Below are 24,436 nucleotides of genomic sequence, written 5' to 3' on the forward strand. Positions count from 1 at the left end.
CCTGTTCAATCGTTAAATTAATCAAATGAATTACGAGACTGTCATAGCTCACCATGTCCAGGGATTGAACCGTTCCGGAATCCGCGACTTCTTTGCCCTTGTGCAGCAGATGCCGAATGCCATCTCACTCGGGATTGGTGAGCCGGATTTTGTGACGCCATGGAACATCCGTGAGGCCGCCATTTATTCGCTCGAAAAAGGGAAGACCAGTTACACCGATAATCTCGGACTGTATGCGTTTCGTCGGGAAGTTGCCCGGTATGTGGAGCGGAAGTTTGGCCTTAGCTACGACGGGCAAACCGAGTGCCTAATCGGTATCGGCGTCTCGGAAACGATGGACACGGCAATTCGGGCCTTGGTGAATCCAGGGGACAAGGTGCTTTATCATGAGCCTTGTTATGTGAGTTACTCTCCGAGTGTTCAGTTGGCCGGTGGCATACCCATCGCCATCCCCACCCATGCAAAGGACAACTTTGCCCTGCGGCGGGCCGATCTGGATGCGAAATGGGAACCAGGTTGCAAGTTGCTTATCCTGAATTTCCCGACTAATCCCACTGGTGGCGTTGTTGAGCGTGAGCAGCTCGAAGAAATTGCCGCTTTCGCAATTGAGAAGGACCTCATTGTCCTCAGTGACGAGATTTATGCCGAGCTGACCTATGACGGTGAGCATGTCAGCATTGCTTCCTTTCCCGGCATGCGGGAGCGGACGGTCTTTCTCCACGGTGTCTCAAAGGCTTTTGCGATGACCGGTTTCCGTATCGGATACGCCTGTGCCCCGCATCCGATCATCGAGGCCATGATGAAAGTCCACCAATACGCCATCATGAGCGTTCCGATCTTTATCCAGGAGGCAGGCATCGAGGCCTTGCGGAACTCCGATGACGCCGTTGCTTCAATGCGCGAGTCCTACCAGCGTCGTCGCGACTTGCTGGTGCGTCGCTTTCGCGAGATGGGCCTGAAGTGCCATCTCCCGCAGGCGACTTTCTACACCTTTCCAGACGTTACACCGACCGGTCTGGACGGGAAAACTTTTGCCACTCGTCTTCTTCAGCAGGGCGAGGTGGCGGTTGTCCCGGGCACTGCCTTTGGCACTGACGGGCACGATTTTGTCCGGGCAAGCTTCTCGACGCAATACGCGAAGATCGAGAAGGCCTGCGACCGCATGCAGCGATTTGTTGAAAGCCTTTAAAATATAATGCGAAAAATGGAAACAGTAGCCCTTGTCGGGCGTCCCAATGTGGGAAAAAGCCGGTTATTCAACCGGCTGGCCAGCAGGCGTCTGGCTATCGTACATGATCAAGCCGGGGTGACCCGGGATGTTAATTCAACTGTCGTGAAAAACCACTACACGCTGCTCGACACGGGCGGGATCGGCCTTGTTGTCGATATGGATCATGAAAAGTTAATCGAGGCAGCAGAGGCGCAAGTGTGGCTCGCTATCGAGGCGGCGGACTTGATCTGCTTTGTTGTCGATGGCCGGGAGGGGCTGACGGCACTGGACGAGACCATCGCTGAAAAGCTCAGGGAGAGCGGAAAGCGCGTGATCCTTGCCGTGAACAAGATTGACCATGAGGGCATGGAGGACCAGGTGGATGAGTTTACCGGTCTTGGATTTGAAACGTATTTTCCCGTTTCGGCGGAACATGGCTACAACAGCAGCCAGTTGGAAAGGGAGATTGAGGTCGTCGTGGGTCCCGCACCCGAGGAGACTGATGAGCCTGAAGAGTACCGAATCCATATTGCGTTTGCAGGTCGCCCCAACGTGGGCAAGTCCAGCCTTTGCAATCACCTGCTTGCCGACGAACGCCTTGTTGTCAGTGAAGTCCCGGGAACGACACGGGACAGCGTCATGCTGGATCTTGATTTCCAGACCAAGGATGAAAAATCCATCCCCTTCCGTCTTGTCGATACCGCCGGCCTGCGAAAGCGCAAACGGGTCAGCCATTCCATCGAATACTTCAGTACGCTTCGCACCCGTCAGTCGATCGAGCGTTCCGACATTGTCTTTCTTGTTGTGGATGCTGAGAGTGGGGTAACGCGTCAGGACAAGGCCCTGGCCGGTGAAATCATGGACGCGGGCAAGTGCGTGGCCCTTCTGGTTAACAAGTGGGATCTGGCAATTGACAGGTTTCGTGGAAACCACCCCGACGGCTACGAGAATATGGAAGAATTCAAGCGGGCCTATGCCGCTTCCGCCTTGAGTGAGCTCTTTTTTCTTCCAGACAGTCCGGTGCTCTTTGTTTCCGCCTTGCGAGGTTTCTCGATGGACAAGGTCCTGAACCAGGCGCGCGCTCTTTGGGAAACTTCCGGCAGGACATTGTCGACCCCGAAGGTCAACGCCGTTGTTCATGGTTTGATCGAAAAGAAACAACCGCGCTATATCGATAACAAGCGATTCAAGGCTTATTACGCAGTGCAGACCGGCAATCGGCCCTTCCGTTTCAAGCTGTTCTGCAATCGCGCGACCAAACTTGATGACGGCTACCGCCGATACCTGCAAAAGGGATTTATCAAGAACTTCAAGTTACAGGGTTGCCCGGTTCAATTTGAATTGAGAGGGAAGGAAAAGCGTTACGCGGACATGGGTAAGAAAGGGTCTCGCCGATGAAGGTGGTTTTCATGGGGTCCGACCCGATTGCCCTGCCTGTCCTGAAACACCTGCTGGGGCTGAAAAAGGCCACTTTCGAATTAAGCGCTGTTTACACCCAACCGGATCGCAAATCCGGCCGCGGGATGAAATTGCGGGCCAACGAAATCAAGACATGGGCCCTTGAGGAAGGCCTGCCTGTGCACCAACCGCTGAAGTGTGGTGCGGAGGATGCCGAGCGAATGAAACAGGAGGGGGTCGATCTTCTTCTCGTGATGGCTTACGGTCAGCTACTTCCTTCCAGTATTCTGAAGGTGGCACCGCTCGGTATACTGAATCTGCATGCTTCAATCCTGCCTCGTTTGCGGGGCGCATCGCCAATCCACACGTCAGTCGCCCTTGGTTTGCCGGAAACGGGTGTCAGTTTGATGCGGATCACTCCCAAGATGGATGCCGGTCCGGTCGCGGATGTTGAGCGTGTGGCCATTGGGCCGTCAGACACCTCCGGTGATGTGCATGCCAAGCTAGGCCAGGCATGCATTCCCTTGATGGATCGTTGCCTGGATGCCATCGCAGCTGGAAACCTTACTTTTCACGAGCAGGACTTATCAAAGGTCACCTATTGCCGGATTATTGAAAAGAGCGATGCCGATCTCGATTTCAATCAGCCGGCAGAAGTGCTTGCGAGCCGTGTGCGTGCATTCACTCCATGGCCGGGTAGCCGTTTTCCCTACCACGGGAAGGAAATTCATATTCTCGAGGCAGAAGCCTCGCTCGATGAAACCTCGGCTGAGCCTGGCAGCTTGGAAATGGATCCCCCAGGCACCCTCCGCATCGCCTGTGGATCGGGATCGCTAGTGGTCAAAAAACTCCAGCGTCCGGGGGGCAATCCGCTTGCCGTGGAAACTTTTTTGAGGGGATTTCACATGGAATCCGGGGAAGTTCTCCAATCGAGGGAAATGCGTGCCTTGGAATCCGCCACTCCCTTTCCTCATCGACGCCGTGGAAATTCCGCGAAGGGGAATACTTAGGTCGTTGACCGTGATGGATTTTATGACAATACCTTGTTCATGATGAGCAGGCAGTTTGCAAAAGTTTTATTCCTTGTCGGTTTATTTGGTCTTTTGCCCCTGACCGGGTGGACACAGGTCAATTCCGTCAATGTCCAGTTGGCCAATTTGCGCAGTGACATCAACCGTCTGGATCAGGTTGTGCGGAGCCTTCGTCTGGAAGTGGAGTCCCTTCAACGGGAAAACCGCCAGATGCAGGAATGGGTCAAGGGACAGTTGCAGACTACTTCCCCGGATGCCGTCAGCTCGGAGCAGTTGAATGCCGTGCTTCGGCAATTTGAACAGAAAATCCAGTCAGTTAACCAGGTGAGCAGGCAAACGCTGGTGAATGAAGTCTCCAAGGAGATTGAAACCCTTGCTGAACAGACCCAGAAGGCCATCAATGCCTTGGCAAAAGCTGTTGAAGGACAGCCCCAGCTTGAGCAGGTGATCGTCTTCAATGACAATTATCCGCGCTCGGGGACATCCTACACCGTCAAGGGCGGCGACTCGCTCGCCCGGATCGCGCGTGAACTGGGCTCCAAGGTGGATTGGATCCGCAATGCAAACCGCTTGTCTTCCGATATTATTTATCCCGGACAGGAATTATTCATCCCTTTGAAAAACGATTGATATGGCGAAAAGAACTGGACTCGGCCGTGGACTCGGCTCCCTCATCAGTGGTGGCGTAGCTGCGAAGAAAGCTGCCCCTGAAAAGGCAAAAGCAAAAAAGACCGTCAAGAAGAAGGCGGCCAAACCTCAGCGGAAGCAGAAGAAGGCTCCCTCTAAAAAGAAAAAGGCGCCAACACAGGTAAAGCCGGAAAAGGCACCTGTTCTAGAGGGCACCAAGCGCATGCCTTCTCGGAAACCTGTCGAACCAGTCAGTGAGAACCTGATTGGACTTCATGAACTCCCAATCACACGGATCATTCCAAATCCGCACCAGCCACGTCGTGAATTCCATGAGGAAAGTCTACTCGAGCTTGCCGAAAGCATTCGCTCAGAAGGCTTGCTGCAACCGGTGGTTGTCCGTCTGCAGGGCGAGAAGTACGAGCTGATCGCTGGCGAACGTCGTTGGCGGGCCTGCCAGAAACTCAAGATGAAGCTCGTCCCGGCGCGAGTCATTGAGGCTTCGGAATCATCCAGTGCGATTCTCTCTTTAATTGAAAACCTTCAACGCGAGGACCTGAATCCCATTGAAGAGGCAATGGGTTACGCGAGCCTGATGAAGGATTTCGACCTGACACAAGAGCAGGTGGCCGAGCGGGTAGGGCGCAATCGCGCTTCAGTGGCAAATTCCCTCAGGTTGCTCCAGCTTGCCCGGGAGATCCAAGGCTACATCATCAAGGGGCATCTTTCCGTCGGACATGCCAAGGTCCTTCTTGGCGTTGAGGATTCTGAGAACCGGCTCCTTCTTGCCCGCCAATCGATTGAGCGTGGCTGGAGTGTGCGCGAGCTTGAACGGCGGGTTGAGTCTTTCCGCAAGCCCGGGGATCGCCCGCAGAAATCACGCTCTGTCACAACAGCTGAGCTGAGTGCGATTGAGGACCTGCAGAAACAGCTCTCGGGGGCCTTCAGTACCCGGGTCACCCTCAAGCACACGCCGAAAAAAGGAAAAATCATCATCGAGTACTATGGAAACGATGATCTTCAGCGAATCATGGAGGAAATGGGCCTTCATTGAGGATGGATTCCCCTTTCTAGATTTTACTTGAAACTTGGCCCAGCGCGGTCCAGCGTTCTCGGTTTTTCCAAATTTAGCCACACGTCATGGTCAATATCATCATTTCCTTCCTTACTTTCGTCCTGATTCTCACCAGTCTCTTTCTGGTGCTGGTCATTCTCATGCAGCGCGCCAACTCGAACGCTGGTATGGGCTCTGCTTTCGGCGGCGGGGTTACGGAGTCCGCCTTCGGCGCTGAGACGACGAACATCCTTACACGTGCCACGAAGTGGTCAGCAATTGCCTTCTTCGTGATCGCCCTTGTGCTATACCTCCTTTACATGAGCCGTGAAGGGCGCCTCGCTCAAACAACTGAGGTTGATTTGCCTGACATTCCGGTGGTCGTTGAAACTGCCCCGGCAGAGGAAATGCCAGTCATCGCTGATGAAGAGGCAATGGCGGGTATGCAGGCAACGGCTGAAGAAGCAACCCAGACGGTCGCTGAGGAGGCCGAGAGTCTTTCGCAGGAGGCCGCAGAGCTTCCTCCAGTCGAGGAGCCTGTATCCACCCCGGCGCCTTGACGGATTTTCCGTGAGGGCATAGGGTTTTCCTTATGAATTTATCTCCAAAGCCGTTCCGTATAATTCGGAGCGGCTTTTTTTATCTTGTCCTTGTCCTTGTTCTCTCGCCTGCACTGAAGGGCCAGTTCAAGTTCAGGGAACCTCCAAACCGGCAACTCCCTGACAGCCTCAACGAGTCGGTCGGACAAGACTTCTGGGAATGGTTTTTATATAACCGGGCAGCCGGTGTCTTTGAAATTGGCGGCATCTTGACGCATCGCCCGGCAGGCGCCTCCTCTGTTACTTACAATTTCCTGATGCAGGGTGACTGGCAGACTGATTTGCAGGACACCTCCATCACCCTAACGGATGAATCGGGTGAAACCACTTCGCGTCATGTGATCAAGGAAGGGTTACAGACTCGCATGATCAACTCTGATAAGGAAATCTTCCTTGATGAAGGTAATTGGCGTGAACCGGTTATTCACGGCTTCCCCATAACCTGGATGGACCTGTTGATGCCATACTACGATTGGGAAGATGTTGTTTACCTCGGGCCGGACCGTTATCTCGGACGACCCGCTCATCGATACTCCCTCGCCAATCCAGATCCGGAAGCCTTGCCTGCCAAAGTTATTGTCACTCTTGATGCCGACTATGCCGCTGTCTTGAAGGCCGAGCTGCTTGATGGCAAAGACTCAATCATTAAGCGCATGCGAGTTGGAGGGATCAAAAAGTTTGAAGACAACTGGATGTTCAGTGAGTTGAACTGGGAAAACAGACGCCAGCGTTCAAGCATTCGTCTAAAGGTTTACTCGTATAAAACCTCCTCACGCTGACTCGTTTCAAAATGCTTACTGCCCCATTCACACAAGCACACTTTTGCGTGTAGTGAATATTCATTATCCCGGTTCTTGGAATCTTCTTTCCGGTACTTCGATCGGCAAGTGCATGCTGGCCGTGAAGGCAATACTTTTTTGTTGTATTTTTTTTTAATGTTTGTAAATCATTGAAGCCGAGTATTCTGAATCCAATACAAGGGAGAACAGATGACAATAAAAACAACACCATTGAGTTTTGAGATTGATGCCGATCTCGCATCACAACTCGAAAAGCTCCGCAAGGAGTTGGGAGGAGCTTCCTTCTCGAAACTCATCGACTACGCAATCGACAAGTTCGATTACAAAAAAGTTGCCCGCAAGGCGGGTGGCAAACGCCGTCAATTATCTGTCCGCCTGGCGGACGATAAACGCGGCTCACTGGAAGGGATTTCCAAGTCAGAAAAAGTAAGTATGGCTTATCTGATTAGGATGGCTCTGGAATCCCTAATGGAATCCGCAAACAAAAAAACCGTACATAAGGAACTGAAAATGGCGTTAGCTTCCAAAAAATCAAAACCCGCTAAGAAGGCCGCTAAAAAGCGCGTCCGTAAGGTGGTAAAGAAAGTGGCCAAGAAGGCCGCCAAGAAAAAAGCAGTAAGAAAACCGGCTAAAAAGAAAGTCGTGAAGAAAGCTGCCAAGAAAAAGGTGGTCAAGAAAGCCGCTAAGAAGAAAGTAGCGAGAAAACCTGCTAAGAAGAAGGTCGTGAAGAAAAAAGCCGCTAAAAAGCCGGCCAAAAAAGCCGCGAAGAAGAAAGTGGTGAAAAAGGCTGCCAAGAAAAAAGTGGCCAAGAAACCAGTCCGTAAAGCTGCGAAGAAGAAAGTAGCCCGGAAACCGGCCAAAAAGAAGGTCGCGAAGAAAAAAGCCGCTAAAAAGCCGGCCAAGAAAGTCGCGAAGAAGAAAGTGGTGAAAAAGGCTGCCAAGAAAAAAGTGGCCAAGAAACCAGTCCGTAAAGCTGCGAAGAAGAAAGTAGCCCGGAAACCAGCCAAGAAGAAGGTCGCGAAGAAAAAAGCCGCTAAAAAGCCGGCCAAGAAAAAAGTCGCGAAGAAGAAGGCTGCTCCTCGCAAAAAGAAGAAGTAAGGTTACTCCAAAACTTGTAATTTTATTTACCGGTTTAAGCATCCCCCTCAAACGAGGGGGATTTTTTTTGAAATAAGCAGAATGTCGTTTGAAAAGCCTGCTGTGATGGATACCTCTATTAGACGGGAAGGCTTAATTTCCCCAAAACCAGATACGATGACACCAAAACCAGCTGACCGGGACGGAATCCATTCTTCACTGCAGGCATTGAAGGATCGGATGGGAACAATTATCCGGGGTAAATCCGACGTTCTCGACAGCGTCTTGATTTGCCTTCTCGGTGGCGGGCATATCCTGCTGGAGGATTTGCCGGGCATGGGAAAGACCACCTTGGCCTACGCCCTCGCCCGGGCCTTGTCAGGAAGCTTTCAGAGAATCCAGTTTACCAGCGACCTGTTGCCCGCTGATGTGCTTGGGGTGTCGGTCTTTAATGAGAAGGTACGAGACTTTGAGTTCAAGCCCGGCCCGGTCTTTGCGAACATTATTCTGGCTGATGAAATCAATCGGACAACTCCCAAGACGCAAAGCGCATTACTCGAGGTGATGGATCGCGGGCGCATCTCGATTGACGGGGAGACACATCTGGTGGGCCAGCCGTTCATGGTCTTTGCAACGCAAAATCCAGTAGACTTTGAAGGGACTTTCCCCCTTCCCGACAGCCAGATGGACCGGTTTTTCATGCGTCTGGAGATGGGGTATCCTTCCTACCAGGACGAGATGAAGGTCCTTGAGGCAGGTTTTCGCCATTATGACCAGATTGCAGACGATCCGATTGTGGATCTGGAATCCGTTCTCCTCTGGCAGTCCATGGTGGCCGGAATTTTTGTGGAAGAGAGTGTACTGGATTATATTTTGAAGTTGGTTGTCGCGACGCGTAGTGAAAGCACGTTTCAGGCGGGCTTGAGCCCTCGCGGGGCACTTTCCCTGAAAGCCGCTGCGCAGGCACGGGCCCTTTATCTGGGACGGGAATTCGTTCTTCCTGAAGATGTTGAGAAAATGCTTTTGCCTGTCTGTGCCCACCGGCTCAAATCCACACCGCACGGGAGTAATCCCATGGAGGAACGACGCCGTGTCGAAGGCGTGCTCCGGCACATTCTGGAAACTGTTCCCTTACCGCGCTGAATAACCATATCCTCCTGAATCGCTCGGACCTTGACGGATTGCCGGGTAGGAATTGCACTGATCTTCGAAATGACTGAGCATAAAAGTGACAGGATCCTGATTATCGATGACGATGATGAAATCCGATATTCCCTGAACCGGGTCCTTTCATCGCGCGGATATGAGGTTGAAGAAGCCTCAAGCGGTGAAGCAGGCATTGAGGCCGCGAAGGCCAGCATTTTCCAGGTGATCTTCCTCGATAACCGGATGGAAGGGATGAGCGGTCTGGAGACACTTCAACATCTTCGAACAGCTGCCTCTGAATCCATGGTTATTCTGATGACGGCCTTTGGAACCACCCAGACGGCAATCGAGGCCATGAAATTCGGAGCCTTCGACTATATTATAAAGCCTTTTGACCTTAAGAAAGTCCTCGATCTTACGGAAAAGGCACTGCAATCCTTTGCCGACTTGCAAAAGTCCCGTTCGGGGACTGCGCCACTGGTTAACAGCGAGGACTACCAGGAAGGCATTGTGGGTTCCTCCGAACCCATGCAAGTCGTTTTCAAAGCCATTGGCCAGGTTGCGACGAGCAATGTCACGGTCATGGTCACCGGGGAGAGCGGTACCGGCAAAGAATTAGTGGCACGATGCATTCACCAGCACAGTCTGCGGTCTTCGAAACCCTTTATGGCGGTGAACTGCGCGGCTATTCCCGACAACCTGATTGAGTCGGAGCTTTTCGGTCATGAAAAAGGATCCTTCACGGGAGCAACGCAGCAGCGAATAGGGAAATTTGAATTGTGCGATGGAGGGAGCCTGTTTCTGGATGAGATCGGAGATATGGCTTTGCCGACCCAGACAAAAATTCTCCGGGCACTTCAGGAGGGTGAAATCCAACGCGTTGGTGGTGAAAAAACGATCAAGGTCGATGTCCGCTTGATCGCAGCGACCAATCGCGATCTTGAGAAGATGGTCGAGGAGAAATCCTTTCGCGAGGATCTTTATTACCGGCTCAATGTGATGCGTATTCGTATCCCAAGTTTGAGGGATCGCCTTTCGGATGTGCCTTCATTGGTTGATTTCATGCTTCAACGTCTGCAAAAGGACAGGCGGATGACGGTGAAACGGGTTTCCGATGAAGCGCTCCGTGTGATGATGCAATACAGTTGGCCCGGCAATGTGAGAGAGCTTGAGAACACGATACAGCGATGCGTGGTCATCGCACAGGGTGACACCGTGCTGAAAAAGGACCTGCCGCAAGAGATTCTGGAAGCGGTTCCTGATGCTCTCACCGAATCCTCCGGCAAAGAGGGCCTGAAAAGCCCACTCCAAAAAGAGGAAGTCAGAGAGGAGTTAATCGGGAACCAACCACAGCTTTCCACTCTTGGCCTCGACGCTCTCTGGGACGAGGTTTACCAACGCATGAGGGAGGGAACGGATCGTCAATTGCTTCAGGCCGCGGAAATGGAAATAACCCGGAGGGTCCTGAAGGAGACGGGAGGAAACCAAGTGAAGGCGAGCACCCTTCTGGGAATCACCCGGGCAACCCTGCGAAAGCGGATCGACAGCTACGGATTGGCAGATGCCTGAGTGTCCGCGGCGGAACTTCCTTTACTTCTGCCGATCCCTGGAGTGGCAGTCGCAAGGCTCATGAGCCGCATGCCGGACAAACGAAACCTCAAGGCATCTCTCCACAAGAAATTCACCACGTGTTTATGCTGGTAGAAGTCTATCTCGGATTGTATCTCCCGCAAAGTGGTTGCCATTCCAACTTTTTCCACAAGGCGGCGTTCATTGAAAAGATACTGCGGCTTGAAGAATTGGATAAAGGGGAGGAAAATGCGAACACGTTTGAAGAGAGAACGGGCAAGGACAAAGGAAACATAATCGTCCTCCCCGATATTATAATGGCGGCAAAGCGCTTGTTTGAAATTGAGATCACCCACAGAGATAGAATAAGATGCACTGAGTGCTTTTTTTGTAAATGCCTGAATGTAGAAATAAAGTGATTATTGGGGCAGGCCTCAGTGGCCTTGTGGCTGCTTACTGGTGTAAAGAGCAAGATCCCAGCCAATCGGTTTGCCTGTATGAGAAGCAGCCGGAGACACTTTCCTGGATGAGGCGGGCCCGTCTGGGGCCTACCTGCCTTGGGCAGGTCTGGGATCAGCCCTGGCGTGAGGAAGACTTTCCGCGTGGCCTTCCTTGGATCCGGGCGGCCCTCGACAAATGGGCAGGCACTTCTTTGCGGGACTGGTTCCAGTCACACTCCCTGCCGGTGCAAACAACTGGTACTGGCACTCTTTTTGTGGAAAAGCCGAATGCCTTTGCAGAGTCGTTGCAGCAAGTCGTCAAAGAAACGGGGGTCAAAATCAAAACTGGCTATTCGCTCGAGTCCATTTCGAGGCAACCCGATGGCACTTTCCGGATATGGAGCCGTGATGGCCAGGCGGATGTCTGCCAGGGCCTGCTTATAGCCACTGGAGGCGAGCGCAATCATGGGATGGCGCTCGCCCGCGAGCTTGGAGCCACGGAAAACCCTTGCCTCCCGGCATACCTGAGATTGCGGCTGGCAAGTTCCAGGCTGGCGGATTCACTTGGAGTCATTGAGCGCGAAGTCCGTGTCCGCTGTCCGCGTACCGGAACCGCCGTGACCGGGATGGCCCAGCTTTCGGCACGCGGTCTGGAAGGTCCTGCCATCTCGGATTTAAGCTCCCGTTTTTGCGAGGACTGGAAGCAGCGGGGCTATCGGATCAAACTTGAGCTGGACTGGATTCCTTCCCAATCCCCTTCCTCAATCCGAAGCGAACTGGATTCCCGTTGCCTGACTGGCCGTCGCAAGGGAATTGGTGAGACAGCTCTTTTCGGTCTATCTGAGCGGCAATGGCATGGCTTCCTGCAACTTGCCCGGATCGATCCTGAAACCCCGTGGCTGCGCCTGAAAGGAAGGCAGCTGCAGACACTTGTCCAGCGTCTGAAGAGCCATTCCCTCAGCTTCAGCGGAATGGGATTGCCTTCACACGAGCGTGTGTGGGCGGGAGGGATCCTTGCGGAGGAAATCGACTGGGGAACCGGAGCCTCCCGTTCGGCGGATAGGGTTTATTACGCCGGTGAGATAATGGACGCTCTCGGGCGACCAGGCGGAGCGCACCTCAATCTTATGTTTGCCAGCGCCTATCTGGCGGGAAGCGGCATGGCCCTTTCTTCCTGAGAACCTGTCTGGCTCAATCGCCGAACTGGGCCGGCTCAGTTGGGATCTGGTTGTTGGTTTTCAACATCAGGACCGGCTCTTTGGTCTTTACCCAGACCTGTTGCTCCTTGAAAATCCTCGCCGGGACAGATTCACATGCTTCACCAATGGTCTTGACCGGCATACGCCGCCCTTTCGGAGTCTGGTTGAAGTCGTAAGCCGCCTTGCAGATTTGTTCCTCAAGGATCGCAGGGCTATCTTCCTCCGGCATCTGCAGCACCCAGCCGGTAAGGTCAGTTTTTGGAAGAACACCTTCCGGATCGGAAATGAGGATCGCGAATTGTTTTGGCACGCGTGGGGCTGGAGGATTTTCCTCCTGGAGAACTTTCAGTTCTTGTTGGATATCCTCGATGATCGCATTGACTTGCCGAACATCCAGCTCGTTGCGGGTGAGAATATGTTTCACTAAATCCAGATCTACTTTGGCCATGACAAAAAGGGGATAGGCTCATTCCGTGGCGTGGCAAATCTATTTCCCCGACTTTGCTCAGAGGGCTGAATCTGTCTGGTAAATCCGCTGTGTGCGGGCCGAAAGCGAGCAGAGGGATTCCCATTCAATCTGGTTGGACCAACCCGCGTATTGGCTCACGGAAATACTGTGTGATGGCGAACTTCCGATAAAAGTCGCCTTATTGCCAACGGCAGGGGAGGCGGGCATGTCAGTCACATCGACCATTGTCTGGTCCATTGTCACACGGCCAATGATCGGGCAGAGGCAATCCCCGATGATGACTTGTCCGGTATTGCTCAAGGCTGTTGAAAGACCATCTGCATAGCCTGCCGTCAGCACGGCAATGCGGGAGTCACGCTGGAGCCGATACATCTGTCCATACGAGACAGGAGTGCCTTTCGGCAATTCCTTGACCAGTCCGACGCGTGCATGAAAGGAGAGCACCGGTTCCGTGATGGCTTTACCCAGAAGAGATTGCGGCGCAGGGCGGATGCCAAACTGGAGAAGTCCCACACGGGCCGCATTAAAGGGGCCGTCTTCCGGAAACGACTCAATACCGGCGCTGTTATCGGCATGAATAAGAAGATTCTCCGTCTCACCGGCGGGGACCTTTGCAAGACACTCGAGAAAGCGAGTCCGCTGGATTGTCGTAAATTCAGGATCCTTGTCGGCCGATGAAAAGTGCGTACAAAGCCCTTCAAGTCGAAGGAGAGGGTGGGTAACAATGGCGCTCAGGAGCTCGGGAAAGCGTGGAAACCAAATGCCCAGACGCCCCATGCCAGTATCAATTTTCAAGTGGACACCCACGCACTTTCCCTGTGCCTCCGCGGCACGACCAAGCTCTTCCACTTCGCGGACGGATGATAGCACGGGGCGCACATCCAGTCTGACGGCCTCGGGGTATTCACTTGGGAGGAGGACACTGAGGATGAGGATGGGCCATCCCACACCGACTTCCCTGAGCGCTGAGGCCTCTTCCAGGTTGGCCACGGCGAAGGCATCCGCGTTTGCCCGCATCAACCGGGAGACAACCGGTGCCAAGCCGTGTCCATATGCGTTAGCCTTCACCACGGAGATATAACTCAGGTAATCCGGCATGGCCTGGCGGATTGTCTTCAAGTTACGTTCAAGGGCACCCAGATCAATGGTCGCCCACGCGCGTAGTTTATCGGGTGTTCGGCTCATTTTTGTGGATGCCGGGTGGAGGTCCACCTGGCAAACTCAGGCGTTTCGGCCGAGTAGAGTCCGGGTTTTTGGGTGGACGTGAGCAAGTCTGGCCAGGCTTTCAATATTTGCGGGATTTTTTCAGCAGGATAGGAAATTCTGTTGGCTCCCTCCGGCAACAAGGCAAGTCGGTTTCCCAGCTCAACCACCGGAAGTTCGGTAGCCTCTTCCACGGAAACACTTTCCAGCTCAAACTGTGCCGGGGGACCGGGGAGGAGGGTCGCCAGATGGAGACGATCCCGTCGCCATGGAGCCGCCACCCGGCACGCAGGTCCACCGGGTTTTGATAGACTGGCGCAGGTAAGCTCCAGATTGTTATAGGTTAAACACTTCCAGTTCTCCAAATCCGGTTGTTGCAGAAGTGTCCGGACAAACATTGCCGCCAACCTGAGACCGAGTGTCGAACCGGGTCCGCTTGAGCAAATGATCCCACTCAGCGAACTCAGATCCAGGGAGGACTTTTCAAGAAGAGATTCCACACCCGGCTTAAGGTCTTCCAAAAAGCCGCTGGAAAAAGATTCCATGCACAGCCATTTGTCTTCTTCGAGTATTCCGACAATCAATGCCGGTCCTGCAGCATCAATCAGCAACCAGCGTCCATCCTGCCAGTGACTAGTCATATTGCCGCCTTAAGTTTGTCGGCAGAATGCCCAGTTCCTCCCGGTATTTAGCCACGGTCCGCCGGGCGATTGTAATTCCCTCAGATTTCAGGATCTCGACAATCTTCTGGTCGCTCAGGGGTTTACTTGGGGTCTCCGATTCGATGATCCGGGCAATCCGGTCCTTGATGGATTTGTTCGATACTTCCCGTCCATCCTGTCCCTGGTATCCGGGCGTGAAAAAGAACTTCATATCGTGCAAGCCGATTGGGCTGCGGATATATTTTCCGGACACCGCGCGACTGACCGTGGTCTCATGAACCCCAACACTCTCGGCCACCTGATTCATTGTGAGCGGACGCAAATAGGCCCGGCCCTTTTCGAAGAATTCCGCCTGAAACTCGAGTAGCTTGCGCGTGATTTTTTCGATGGTTTGTTGGCGCTGCTCGATTGCCGAAATAAGGAATCGCCCGTTGCGAAACTGGTTTTGCAGGTAATCCCGGTCTTTGCCGATGAGTTTACCCCTTGCCAATAATTGCTTGTACTCGGAACTGATTCTCAAACGGGGAACATATTCATTGTTCAGAATGATCTGCCATTCATCGTTTTCATCTTTTTGAACGGTCACATCCGCCTCGATCACCTGATTGACGTCCTCCGAAAAACGGCGGGCAGGTGCTGGATCAAGCAAGGCAATCTCGGCTATGGCATCCTCCACCTCTTTCACGCTTACGCGAAAGCTCCTTGCAATCTCAGGGATTCGCCGTCGCAAGAGGAGGTTCCATTGCTTGCCGATGATTTTCGCCGCAAGCGAGTTCTCCAGCCCTTTCCGTTTCAACTGCAGGAGGAGACAATCGGCAATTGACTCGGCACCGATTCCCGGCGGATCGAGTCCCTGAAGCAACTTGATGGCATTCTGAATCGCCATCAGTGGAAGCTGCGCCATGAGGGCCAGGTCGGAGGCATTTGACGTCAGTATTCCATTGTCATCCAGACTGCCCAGAATGTATTCCAAGGCGGAAATAATTTCGGGATCTTCCTCAACCAGTCGCGCTTGCTCGAGCAGGTTTTCCTGAAATGACTGATCGGTGGTCAATGAATCGAAGAAATACTGGCGTCGCTGGGCATCCTCGCTCGTGTAAGGAATTTCACCAGCCGCTTCATTCATGTATCCCTGCCAATCCTCACCCATTCGTTCCAGTACTTCAAACTCGTTGGAAAAATCGAGATCCTCAGCCGACTCGTGGGCCGGTTGCTCGATCTCGGGCGGGCTTTCGCTTTCGAATTCGGTATCACCGGTATCATTTGACGAGACAGGCTCAGAACCATCCTGTTGCTCCTCGATGGAGATATCATCATAAGGCAGCTCTTCCAGAGTCGGGTTTGCTTCAAGCTCCGCCAGGATGGCGGTTCGTAGCTCCATTGCTGGTACTTGAAGAATCTTAAGCGATTGCCTCAGTTGAGGCGCAAGCACCATCGACTGAGTCTGCTTCTGGGTCTGTTCAAATCCCTGGCGAGGCATGGATCTTATTCGTCCTTGTCCGGGTTCAGTGCCATACTCACCGGCAGCTCGCTCATGTCATCCACATAAGCCTGCCCGTCCGCGTACAATTCTTTCAAGTAGAGGGCCAGTTTTTCATTGGTCGGGCCATAGCCCTTTGCGTAGAGCAGCTTTTCAAGATCCACCATCAGGTCCTTGGCACTCTGGTATCGCTTTTCCCGCTCCCTCTCGAGGCATTTGTACAAAATTGGTTTAAGCTTCGCCCCGTCCTTCGGGAGCAACTCCTCAAAATCTGACAGGGGCATGGAACAGATGTTATCCCTCGATTCCTCTGGTGTCGCCCCAACGAACGGATTGTATCCCGTCAGCATTTCGGCCAGCACGACACCACAGGAGAACAAGTCTGCGCGCGGATCCGTGACTTCCAGATGTGCCTGCTCGGGCGACAAGTAATCACTGCGTCCGGCAATGATCTCCCCTTCCTTGCTGTACATGAGATTGAAAGCCTTCGCTATGCCGAAATCCGTCAACTTCACATCGCCGGACTCGCCCAGCATGATATTTTTCGGACTGACATCCCGATGGACAATGCCCAGATGTTTGCCGTTTGCGTCACAATGGTCGTGGGCACAGGCAAGTGCTCGTGAAAGTCGCGAGATGACAAAGGCGGCTAGATCCCAGGGAAGGACCTTGTCGAGGGCCCGGTGCTGCAGCATGAATTGCTCAAGGTTAACCCCACGGACATACTCCATGACCATGTAATACTGGTTGTGGGCATGACCAAGGTGATAGGTCTGTACGATGTTGGCATGGATCAAGTCCGCCACCAGTTGGGCTTCCCCGATAAAGTTCTTCCTGAAGAGCGGAAGCTGGCTGTATTCCTGGCGAATGATCTTGATCGCCACACGCTTCCTGAAGCCGTCACTGCCCTCCTGGAGAGCTTCATAGACACAGCCCATCCCGCCCTGCGCGATAGGACGCAGCAACTGATACGGGACTTTGTCTGCAAATTTGCTCACCGGTCGCATGAGACAGTTTTTTGCTGGAATCAGGCCCTCTTGCAAGCGAAGTTTTCAAACTAGCACGATTTCTGCTTTGTTGGGGCGCTGGGGACATCCTGCTGGTTGACAATGGGCAGGATTGGACTACCCATACCGTAGAATGATACGGCTAACAAAACGAGCAATTGCGGCAATCCAGGGGTTATCTGAGGAGCGTGCCGCGCCGGGACAGCTGATGCGGGTCTCAATCAAATCCGGAGGGTGTTCCGGATTGGAGTATGCGATGGAGTTTACGCAACCCGAGGAGACCGATGAGAAACTTGAACAGGACGGCATGGCCTTCCTTGTCGACAAAAAGAGTCTCAAGCGCCTTGAAGGCTCAGAGATTGATTTTGACGACGGACTCACTGGCAAGGGATTCCAAATCACCAATCCCAACGCTGAATCAACCTGCGGTTGCGGAAAATCCTTCAACTGAGGACAGGTTTCACTTCCGGGGACTAAAGACGGGAACACTTCACCATGAGCCACCCACGTCTTCTGTTCATTGTTGGTCCGACTGCATCCGGAAAGACTGAGATTGCCCTCCGTGAGGCTGAGCGAAACGGAGCCTCAATCCTGAGCTGTGACAGCCTGTGCGTTTTCAAGGGAATGGATATAGGGACCGCTAAGCCCACTCCCGGTGAACAAAAGCGCGTGCCTCATTACGGGATTGATCTGGCTGAGCCGCGTGACCCCTTTTCTGTCTCGAAGTATATCGAATACCGGGATCAGGTCCTGGCAAAACACAGGGAGGAGAAGAGACCGATCATTGTCGCCGGAGGAAGCGGGTTTTACCTGAAAAGTTTTTTTGCCCCGGTGATCGATGAAATTGAGGTTCCCGAAAAAGTGAATTTACACGTTCAGGGAATCCATCAGTCAGGTGGATTGGAGGGCATGATAGAAGCGCTTATCGACTTGCATGAGGGAAACCGGGAATTTCCCGGGCTTGATCTGCAGAACCCGCGTCGGGTAGAGAAGGCCCTTGTCCGCTGCCTTGCTTCAGGAAAGAAATACGGAGAGTTGCTCAGTGCTTTCAAATCGCAGCCTGAACCGCTCGCTGACTGGGACAAGGAGGTTTGGTTGATTGAACGGGACCGTGAGGATTTGCAGGAGCGTAATCGTCAACGGGTCCACCAGATGCTTCGTGCTGGTCTGATTGATGAGGTCCGGCGCTTACGCGCCGAGGGATTTGAGCAAAACCCCAGCGCCAGCGGGTCGATTGGTTACAGGGAGGTTCTGGAGTATCTGGATAATCCAGGTTCCGAGGAAGATCTGGCCGAGAACATTTATATTCATACCAACCAGCTTATGCGCAAGCAGCGCACCTGGTTTCGTCGCCAGATACCGGTGACCCGAACACTCAAACTGACCTGAGACTTACTCGACTTCTCCCCTTGGGCCCAGGAGGGCGTTGAGGCTCTGGTCGGTTATTTCGCGAAGCCGCGCCCAGCCCATCGACTGATTCATGGCGAGGTTGCGTTGGCTGAGGAATGTCTGATACGCCTCGGATTCTGTATCGATTTCCGGTATCGACCTTTCCGCTACATAGGCGAATATCCCCTCGTTGGCCTGCAGGACCATATCCGTGAGGGACCCAGCCTCAAGATAACGGACTTGTTCCCAGAGTGGGCCGCCACGCAACTGTGTCGGAAGGTTGAGGCCTGTGAAGGAATCCAGTTCCTCGACTGTCAACCCGAGGGATGAGGCCAGCTCTGAAAATGAAGAGCCCTCAAGTCCTGCTTCAATGGACTGTTTGTACTCTGCGCCCTTTTCGGCAAAGAGGCGGCGTTTCTCAGCCAGATTGTAATCCCCTGTCACCGCCTCACGGACTTCCTCAAACTCCGGCATGCGGGCTTCCGTGATGCCGTTTGTCACAAGGACAACCGCCCCATTGGCAGTCTGGGCAATATCGGAGAAATAGCGGGCGGGATTACTGGTGTAGATCCACATGGAATTCAAAAGTTCGGCCGGGGCCTCGGGGATGGATGGAGCCTGATCCCGGGAATAAGCGGGAATCGGCATCGTCCGGATCTTGAATTCATCAAGCAAAGCCTTGTAAGCATCTGAATCAAGGAGCACGCCGTCCTGCCAGATTTTCAGGCTGAACTGCTCGCTTTTCTTGGCGGCAATCTTCGCTGCCTGCTCAAGCCGCCAGTCGGAAACCACCTGCTCGCGCACTTCGTCAAGGGTGATTTCCACCGGTTCAGCGCCCTCCTCGGGCTGTGGAGTATATTGGGCCTTCCGTACGGCGAAAAATGTTTCCAGCGCGCCGGCGTCCGGCATTGGTGCTTCGTCGAGATAAGCCTCGGCTTCAAAAAGCAGACCCGTTACTGAAATGGTCTCGGGGATTTCGTACCGGCTGGGGTTTTCCATGTAATATTGGTTCAGCGCTTCATCACTGGCTTCCAACTCAGGACTAAAGCTCTCATAGTCAAATGTGGCCAGTGCGACAGTGTAGGAGGTTTCCCGATCGATAAAGTCCTGCTGGCTTTCGAAGGGGAGGGCATAGACCGGGCCGCCAAGCGCTTCCCGCACCTTCGAGATGCGATAGTCCTCACGCAGGACAAGGGCCACTGATTCGCGATCAAAGCGGGCATTGCTCTGGAGCGCTTCAATCATCCGCTGGTAGGCCTCAGCGGAAAATTCACCGCTTTGAGGATCCTGGAAAATCTGCAGGGTCTCGACAAATTTCGCGAGGGCCTCCTTGTCCGGATCAGGGATTCCCAATTGATTCGCCAAACCGAGAGCTGCCACACGGAGGTAGGCATAATCCATCAACTGCTCGCGGCGCAGACGCAGTTCAGGGTGCAAAATCGCACTAATTTCGGCAGTGAACCCCATGGCCCGTTGGTCAGCCTGCGAGCTCAAATCGTAGCCGTAGTATTTGAGGGCTTGGCGCTGCTGGGAGCCACCGCTTCCGAAAAAGCTTTGCGGTCCGATCGTCAGGACGAAGGTCACAATGATGACGACCAGAAGGCCGCCAAAGAGCCATTTATTATGTTTGAGAAAGAAATTCTGAAGCTTGGTAATCATAAAATTGATGCAATATTAAAGGCGGGGATGCTAGGTGTGGAGTACTCCCTGTCAAGGTTGTGGCGCATCTCTCCTTCAGTTGGAGAAGTGAGATTGGATATCCTTTTTGCAAAACGGGTCTTTTTCATGCCAGCGAAGGGCCTCATGGTACTCTATCAGCAGGTTATCCGACTGCAGAAGGCCCTTTATAATGGCTGACTGCCCGAATTGCTCGATTGAGCTTTTGAACTTGGAAAGGGTGTACGCAGAAAGAGGTTTGCTTGGGCGGAAGCCAATCTTTTCCGTGGTGTCTTCCCCGTCATCCATGGAGACTTTAGTCACCCAATCCATATCCTCCAGTGTCTCGAGTGACTCGTTGAGGATATTTACAGGGACAGATAATTCCTCGCTCATCTCGATTAATGTGGGGGCCGGCTTACAGGCATGGAAGCGGCGGGCCAGGTTGACAAAGGTGGAGAGGACCAGAATTTCACGGGCAATCGGGCTGATTCGCTTCCAGGCAGACTGGTTGGCAAGGTAGCTGACATTCTGGACGGCATAGGTGAGCTGACCTCCAAGGAGAATGAGTACCCAGAAAAAGTAGAGGCCAATCATCAGGACCGGAATAATCCCGACCGAGCCGTACAGGCTCTGGAAGGAAATGACCCGGTGAACATAGAGGATGCTGAGGTAATTATTCAGGAACAACAGGGCAGAGGTAAGGAGACTTCCTGTCAGCGCCGCCCTGAAACGAACCGTGGTGTTTGGAAAAAAGCGGTAGAACAGGGCCAACAGGAGGACCAGCATGGCAAATGACAATACCGGGCTGAAATTCAGCAGGGCGCCGGTCATTTCGCTGCCAAACGGCACCCAGTCCGTCATTTTGGCCAGGTTGGAAGCGGAAAAGAGGGCGGTTGACCCCAATCCAAGCAGGGCCCCCAAGCTGATAAAGGTCCAATAAAAGACGATCCGCTGGCTCCATGGCCGTCCTTGGTGAACTCCCCAAATCTGATTGAGCGTAGTCTCCACAGAGGTCAGCAACTGTATAACGACCCAAATCAAGATGATGCCGCCGAGAGCCCCGAAGGCCTTTGATCCGGATGTATTCACTTGATTCAGCAAACCCTCGGCTCCGTCCACAATTTGGGAGAGCAGCTCATCGAGGGCGGTGGCCATTTCAGCGCCTTCAGAATCGGAATCCAAGGTGACCATCTCCTGCAGGGAAGGGGCAATAAAGAGGAGGGCCCGCTTGATTTGTGTCTCAGCATTCGTCTGCACAAACGAGCTGGAAAGGATAACGATGATGGCGACAAGCGGCCCAAGGGCGATCAGCGAGGAGTAGCTCAGCGCCGCGGCTCGGCTGAAAAGCCGGTTTTCGTTCAGGCCTTTCCAGGAAATGGTCAGGATTCTCAGGAAGGATACCCAGCGGTTGTGCCTGCTCTCGCCCGTGCCCCAACCGGATTCCCAGATATCTTCCTGGATAAATTTTCTGGCACGCTCAATTCGGGAGCCGGGCTTGCCTTCCGATTCGGTTTTTTGCGGGGGACTTTTTGATTGCCGGTCCATCAAACAAGAACCGGATCGGTCAGGATCCGAGGAGGAGAGGAACCAGGTTGCTGTACCAGATGACACCGAGCGCACCGGCAAAACCAAGAATTGCCGCACTCGTCATCAACACAAAATTCAGGGTGATGGTGCAGGTATACAGACCGACGGCGAAAGAAAGGGAGGATAGGGAGAGCCAGATGCCGGTAGGGTCGCCGTTCAACCAGGCGGCTGCATAGACAATCGTGAAAAATCCGCCTCCGACCATCGCGCGGAAGCGCAGAAGCGGGAAAACTTCTGTCGCATTCAGAAAGAGGAATGCCCCCATGACCAAGTCAAATGCCCCGAGAAAAACAACCGGGTTTTGGAAGAGCTTGTGCATGGACCCATCCGTTTCATTCATGATACCGTCAATGATGCTCCAGCTTGGATACAAAACCGACAGTGCGGAAATCAGGAGCAGGGTACCAAGGATCGGGACCGAAAATCCCGCTGCCCGATCTTCCCATTCCCTTTTGGTGCGAACATGCCTGGTCTCCTTGGTGTGGCCTTCGGCGGCCGCCAACATTTCATCCACTTTAACCTCAGGAAGGGACTCCTCCACGGATTCCAGTTCCTCGTCAGCTGCCTTCTGCCGAAGGGAAAGGCGTTTCTTTTCCGGAAAGACCTGTCCCATCAGGGCATCGTTGGAGCGGATCAAAGCCCAGCTCTCCATGCGCGGATCAAAATAATAATGATCGGGGGTGATTTTGCCCGCTTCCGCAAGGGTCAACAACGCATCGATGGAGAAAGGCCCACTGGCGGTTTCTTCTTCGGGTCCACGGATAAAATATTCCTCAGCCATGCCTCATCCGAGGGTGCGAATATTCAACTTTCCAGCAAGCAAAATTGACAATGCAGGGCCCTATTGGGGTAAATTCTCCTTCAGGAAGCCGCGCTCGAGGATATCTGCATTTTTCACAATATTGCGCAACCAGAGCCGGTAAATCTCATTTTTCCGACTCTCGGAAAGCTGCCAGGGCAAATCGCCTTGGACCAATTTCCGGCGCAACTCATAAAGGCACAAGGCCGCGCTGACCGAGATATTAAAACTCTGGGTGAAGCCATCCATGGGGATGTGGACATGTTCATCAGCTGACTCGAGGACAGTCTGGCTCAGTCCTTCCTCCTCGGTACCGAACCAGAGGGAAGTGTTTTCATCGAGAGAGAATTCATCCAGTGGAACGGATCCCGGATCGAGGCTTGTGGCAACAATCCGGAAGCCCTTCTGCCGCAGAGCTTCCATACAGGTTTTTGTATTGTCAGCTGCCTCCTCCCGGTAGCGATGGAGTGTGATCCATTTTGAGGATCCCATGGCTACATCCCGGTTCACTGTATACTCGTAGCGGTTTTCAATGACATGCAGGTTTTGAATGCCGAAACATTCACATGACCGCATAACCGCGCTCGCGTTATGCGGCTGGTAAATGTCCTCGAGGACCACCTGTATCCGGTCGGTCCGGCGAGCAATGACCGCTTCCATTCGCGCCCGCTTGGACGGGGTCACGAATTGGAGGAGATGCTCGACGAGTGCCGCCTCGGTCTGGGGATCAAGGGCAGACAAAATCAATAGGGCAACGGGTGGGCTTCACAAAGCTCGAGAGCCACTTTGCGAGCTGATTCAAAAGCGGCCTCGCTCTCGACATCTCCCAGGACCAGGTCGATAGCTTCCGCGATCTTCTGGAAATCAGACTCAACCATACCCCGGCTTGTGCAAGCGGGAGAGCCCAGCCGCAATCCACTCGTCTGGAACGGGCTACGGGTTTCGCCGGGAACGGTGTTGCGATTGGTTGTAATGTGGGCCTTGTCGAGGGCGATTTGAGCCACTTTTCCGGTCAGGTCTGGATGACTCTTGCGCAGGTCGATTAAAATCAGGTGATTGTCGGTCCCGTTACTGCTTAGTTTGTAACCTTTATCGAGGAAGGTCTGAGCCATGGCCGCCGCATTTTTGCGGACCTGGCTCTGGTACGCTTTGAATTCTGGCTTCATGGCCTCGCGGAAGCACAGCGCCTTTGCGGCAATGACGTGCATGAGGGGCCCGCCCTGCCCGCCGGGGAAGATAGCGGAATTCAATTGCTTGGCATATTTTTCCTTTGCAAGGATCAAGCCACCCCGCGGCCCGCGAAGGGTTTTGTGGGTAGTTGTCGTGACAAAATCACAAAACGGGACGGGGTTTGGATGTTCGCCCGCGGCGACGAGTCCGGCGATATGGGCAATGTCGGCGAGGATGTAGGCCCCGACTTCCTTGGCAATGCCAGCCATTCGCTCAAAATCAATAATGCGCGGGTAAGCAGAGGCCCCGACGGTGATCATCTTCGGGCGCTCCTTGCGGGCCTGTTCCTCCAGGGAATCATAATCGATCAGCCCTGTCTCGGGATCCACACCGTAATGAACGACTGAATACAGCTTGCCAGAAAAATTGACTGCACTCCCGTGCGTCAGGTGACCCCCATCGGACAGGTTCATCGTCAGGATTTTGTCACCCGGTTCGAGAACAGCCGTATAGACCCCGAAATTCGCCTGGCTGCCGGCATGTGGCTGGACGTTGGCGTACTCGGCCCCGAATAACTCCTTGGCCCGGTCGATGGCGAGTTGCTCGGCAACATCGACCCATTCACAGCCCCCGTAATAGCGTTTTCCCGGATAACCCTCAGCATATTTGTTGGTAAGAACACTGCCGGTCAGCTCCATGATCGCGGGCAAGGTGAAGTTCTCCGAGGCGATTAGCTCGATGTGGTTTTGTTGTCGCTTCCATTCGCCTTGGATGGCGGCGTACAGCTCCGGGTCGAGCTGCTGGGTTGGAGTCGGGTCAAGATGGTTGATATTGGATTCGATTGTGCTCATTTTAAAAATT

23 protein-coding genes and 1 pseudogene are annotated in these 24,436 nt (G+C 53.5%); 13 read left to right on the plus strand and 11 right to left on the minus strand.

The features are described 5' to 3' along the window. The first annotated feature begins 25 nt into the window (after positions 1-25). From G0Q06_RS08670 to G0Q06_RS08715, 10 genes and pseudogenes are all read left to right on the plus strand, one after another. Positions 26-1,189, plus strand: a complete 1,164-nt coding sequence (locus G0Q06_RS08670; protein WP_163964492.1) for a pyridoxal phosphate-dependent aminotransferase — start codon at positions 26-28, stop codon at positions 1,187-1,189. A 15-nt stretch (positions 1,190-1,204) separates the two neighbouring features. Then, positions 1,205-2,608 carry a ribosome biogenesis GTPase Der gene (der, locus tag G0Q06_RS08675; RefSeq protein ID WP_163964494.1) on the plus strand — a complete coding sequence of 468 codons (1,404 nt, stop codon included), beginning with the start codon at positions 1,205-1,207 and terminating at the stop codon, positions 2,606-2,608. After that, complete coding sequence (gene fmt / locus G0Q06_RS08680) at positions 2,605-3,618, plus strand: methionyl-tRNA formyltransferase (RefSeq protein WP_163964496.1); 1,014 nt, start codon at positions 2,605-2,607, stop codon at positions 3,616-3,618. The genes der and fmt overlap by 4 nt, the downstream gene beginning before the upstream one ends. Positions 3,619-3,657: 39 nt before the next feature. After that, a complete protein-coding gene (locus G0Q06_RS08685) occupies positions 3,658-4,269 on the plus strand; it encodes a LysM peptidoglycan-binding domain-containing protein (RefSeq protein WP_163964498.1) in 612 nt (203 codons plus the stop codon). A 1-nt stretch (position 4,270) separates the two neighbouring features. After that, positions 4,271-5,320 carry a ParB/RepB/Spo0J family partition protein gene (locus G0Q06_RS08690; protein ID WP_163964500.1) on the plus strand — a complete coding sequence of 350 codons (1,050 nt, stop codon included), beginning with the start codon at positions 4,271-4,273 and terminating at the stop codon, positions 5,318-5,320. Positions 5,321-5,406: 86 nt separating this feature from the next. After that, the gene (gene secG, locus G0Q06_RS08695; protein ID WP_163964517.1) at positions 5,407-5,880 is read left to right on the plus strand and encodes a preprotein translocase subunit SecG; all 474 of its coding nucleotides are present in this window, start codon (positions 5,407-5,409) and stop codon (positions 5,878-5,880) included. A 32-nt stretch (positions 5,881-5,912) separates the two neighbouring features. Further along, positions 5,913-6,698 carry a LolA-like protein gene (locus tag G0Q06_RS08700; protein ID WP_163964520.1) on the plus strand — a complete coding sequence of 262 codons (786 nt, stop codon included), beginning with the start codon at positions 5,913-5,915 and terminating at the stop codon, positions 6,696-6,698. 942 nt (positions 6,699-7,640) lie between these two features. After that, positions 7,641-7,718, plus strand: a pseudogene (locus G0Q06_RS14800) (EF-hand domain-containing protein); the annotation flags it as partial. Between the two features lie 255 nt (positions 7,719-7,973). Continuing rightward, entirely contained in the window at positions 7,974-8,939 is a 966-nt protein-coding gene (locus G0Q06_RS08710; RefSeq protein ID WP_163964523.1) for an AAA family ATPase, read from the plus strand. 69 nt (positions 8,940-9,008) lie between these two features. Continuing rightward, positions 9,009-10,511 (plus strand): sigma-54-dependent transcriptional regulator, encoded by a 1,503-nt coding sequence (locus tag G0Q06_RS08715; RefSeq protein WP_163964526.1) that lies wholly within the window; start codon positions 9,009-9,011, stop codon positions 10,509-10,511. On the opposite strand, the gene G0Q06_RS08720 is transcribed toward G0Q06_RS08715, so the two are convergent. Further along, complete coding sequence (locus tag G0Q06_RS08720; protein WP_163964529.1) at positions 10,490-10,867, minus strand: hypothetical protein; 378 nt, start codon at positions 10,865-10,867, stop codon at positions 10,490-10,492. The genes G0Q06_RS08715 and G0Q06_RS08720 overlap by 22 nt on opposite strands. Before the next feature lie 38 nt (positions 10,868-10,905). On the opposite strand from G0Q06_RS08720, the gene G0Q06_RS08725 reads away from it, so the two are divergent. Next, positions 10,906-12,129, plus strand: a complete 1,224-nt coding sequence (locus G0Q06_RS08725) for an aminoacetone oxidase family FAD-binding enzyme (RefSeq protein ID WP_163964531.1) — start codon at positions 10,906-10,908, stop codon at positions 12,127-12,129. 13 nt (positions 12,130-12,142) lie between these two features. Here G0Q06_RS08725 and G0Q06_RS08730 read toward each other — a convergent pair whose 3' ends face one another. From G0Q06_RS08730 to G0Q06_RS08750, 5 genes are read right to left on the minus strand one after another with little or no spacing between them, the layout of a single operon-like run. Beyond that, positions 12,143-12,598 carry a hypothetical protein gene (locus tag G0Q06_RS08730; protein WP_163964534.1) on the minus strand — a complete coding sequence of 152 codons (456 nt, stop codon included), beginning with the start codon at positions 12,596-12,598 and terminating at the stop codon, positions 12,143-12,145. Positions 12,599-12,655: 57 nt separating this feature from the next. Continuing rightward, positions 12,656-13,804 (minus strand): alanine racemase, encoded by a 1,149-nt coding sequence (alr, locus tag G0Q06_RS08735; protein WP_163964537.1) that lies wholly within the window; start codon positions 13,802-13,804, stop codon positions 12,656-12,658. Continuing rightward, positions 13,801-14,463 (minus strand): hypothetical protein, encoded by a 663-nt coding sequence (locus G0Q06_RS08740; protein ID WP_163964539.1) that lies wholly within the window; start codon positions 14,461-14,463, stop codon positions 13,801-13,803. The genes alr and G0Q06_RS08740 overlap by 4 nt, the downstream gene beginning before the upstream one ends. Next, on the minus strand, positions 14,456-15,964 hold the full coding sequence (rpoN, locus tag G0Q06_RS08745) for an RNA polymerase factor sigma-54 (protein ID WP_163964542.1): 1,509 nt from the start codon (positions 15,962-15,964) through the stop codon (positions 14,456-14,458). Before rpoN ends, G0Q06_RS08740 begins: the two co-directional genes overlap by 8 nt. A 5-nt stretch (positions 15,965-15,969) precedes the next feature. Further along, a complete protein-coding gene (locus G0Q06_RS08750; RefSeq protein WP_163964545.1) occupies positions 15,970-16,971 on the minus strand; it encodes a serine/threonine protein kinase in 1,002 nt (333 codons plus the stop codon). A gap of 133 nt (positions 16,972-17,104) precedes the next feature. Here G0Q06_RS08750 and G0Q06_RS08755 point away from each other — a divergent pair, with 133 nt between their 5' ends. Both G0Q06_RS08755 and miaA read left to right on the plus strand, forming a co-directional pair. Further along, positions 17,105-17,422, plus strand: coding sequence for a HesB/IscA family protein (locus G0Q06_RS08755; protein WP_163964548.1), 318 nt, complete (start codon positions 17,105-17,107; stop codon positions 17,420-17,422). Positions 17,423-17,466: 44 nt separating this feature from the next. Beyond that, a complete protein-coding gene (gene miaA / locus G0Q06_RS08760; RefSeq protein WP_163964550.1) occupies positions 17,467-18,360 on the plus strand; it encodes a tRNA (adenosine(37)-N6)-dimethylallyltransferase MiaA in 894 nt (297 codons plus the stop codon). A 3-nt stretch (positions 18,361-18,363) separates the two neighbouring features. On the opposite strand, the gene G0Q06_RS08765 is transcribed toward miaA, so the two are convergent. From G0Q06_RS08765 to G0Q06_RS08785, 5 genes are all read right to left on the minus strand, one after another. After that, positions 18,364-20,019 (minus strand): SurA N-terminal domain-containing protein, encoded by a 1,656-nt coding sequence (locus G0Q06_RS08765; RefSeq protein ID WP_163964553.1) that lies wholly within the window; start codon positions 20,017-20,019, stop codon positions 18,364-18,366. Between the two features lie 75 nt (positions 20,020-20,094). Continuing rightward, entirely contained in the window at positions 20,095-21,564 is a 1,470-nt protein-coding gene (locus G0Q06_RS08770) for a YihY/virulence factor BrkB family protein (RefSeq protein WP_163964555.1), read from the minus strand. A 19-nt stretch (positions 21,565-21,583) separates the two neighbouring features. After that, positions 21,584-22,387: a DUF4339 domain-containing protein gene (locus tag G0Q06_RS08775; protein WP_163964558.1), complete on the minus strand. Its 804-nt coding sequence runs from the start codon at positions 22,385-22,387 to the stop codon at positions 21,584-21,586. A 60-nt stretch (positions 22,388-22,447) separates the two neighbouring features. Continuing rightward, complete coding sequence (locus G0Q06_RS08780) at positions 22,448-23,152, minus strand: TrmH family RNA methyltransferase (protein WP_238710451.1); 705 nt, start codon at positions 23,150-23,152, stop codon at positions 22,448-22,450. Beyond that, positions 23,149-24,426, minus strand: a complete 1,278-nt coding sequence (locus G0Q06_RS08785; protein WP_163964560.1) for a serine hydroxymethyltransferase — start codon at positions 24,424-24,426, stop codon at positions 23,149-23,151. Before G0Q06_RS08785 ends, G0Q06_RS08780 begins: the two co-directional genes overlap by 4 nt. Positions 24,427-24,436: the final 10 nt, after the last annotated feature.

It is taken from the genome of Oceanipulchritudo coccoides (assembly GCF_010500615.1).
Taxonomy (GTDB): Bacteria; Verrucomicrobiota; Verrucomicrobiia; order Opitutales; family Oceanipulchritudinaceae; genus Oceanipulchritudo; species Oceanipulchritudo coccoides.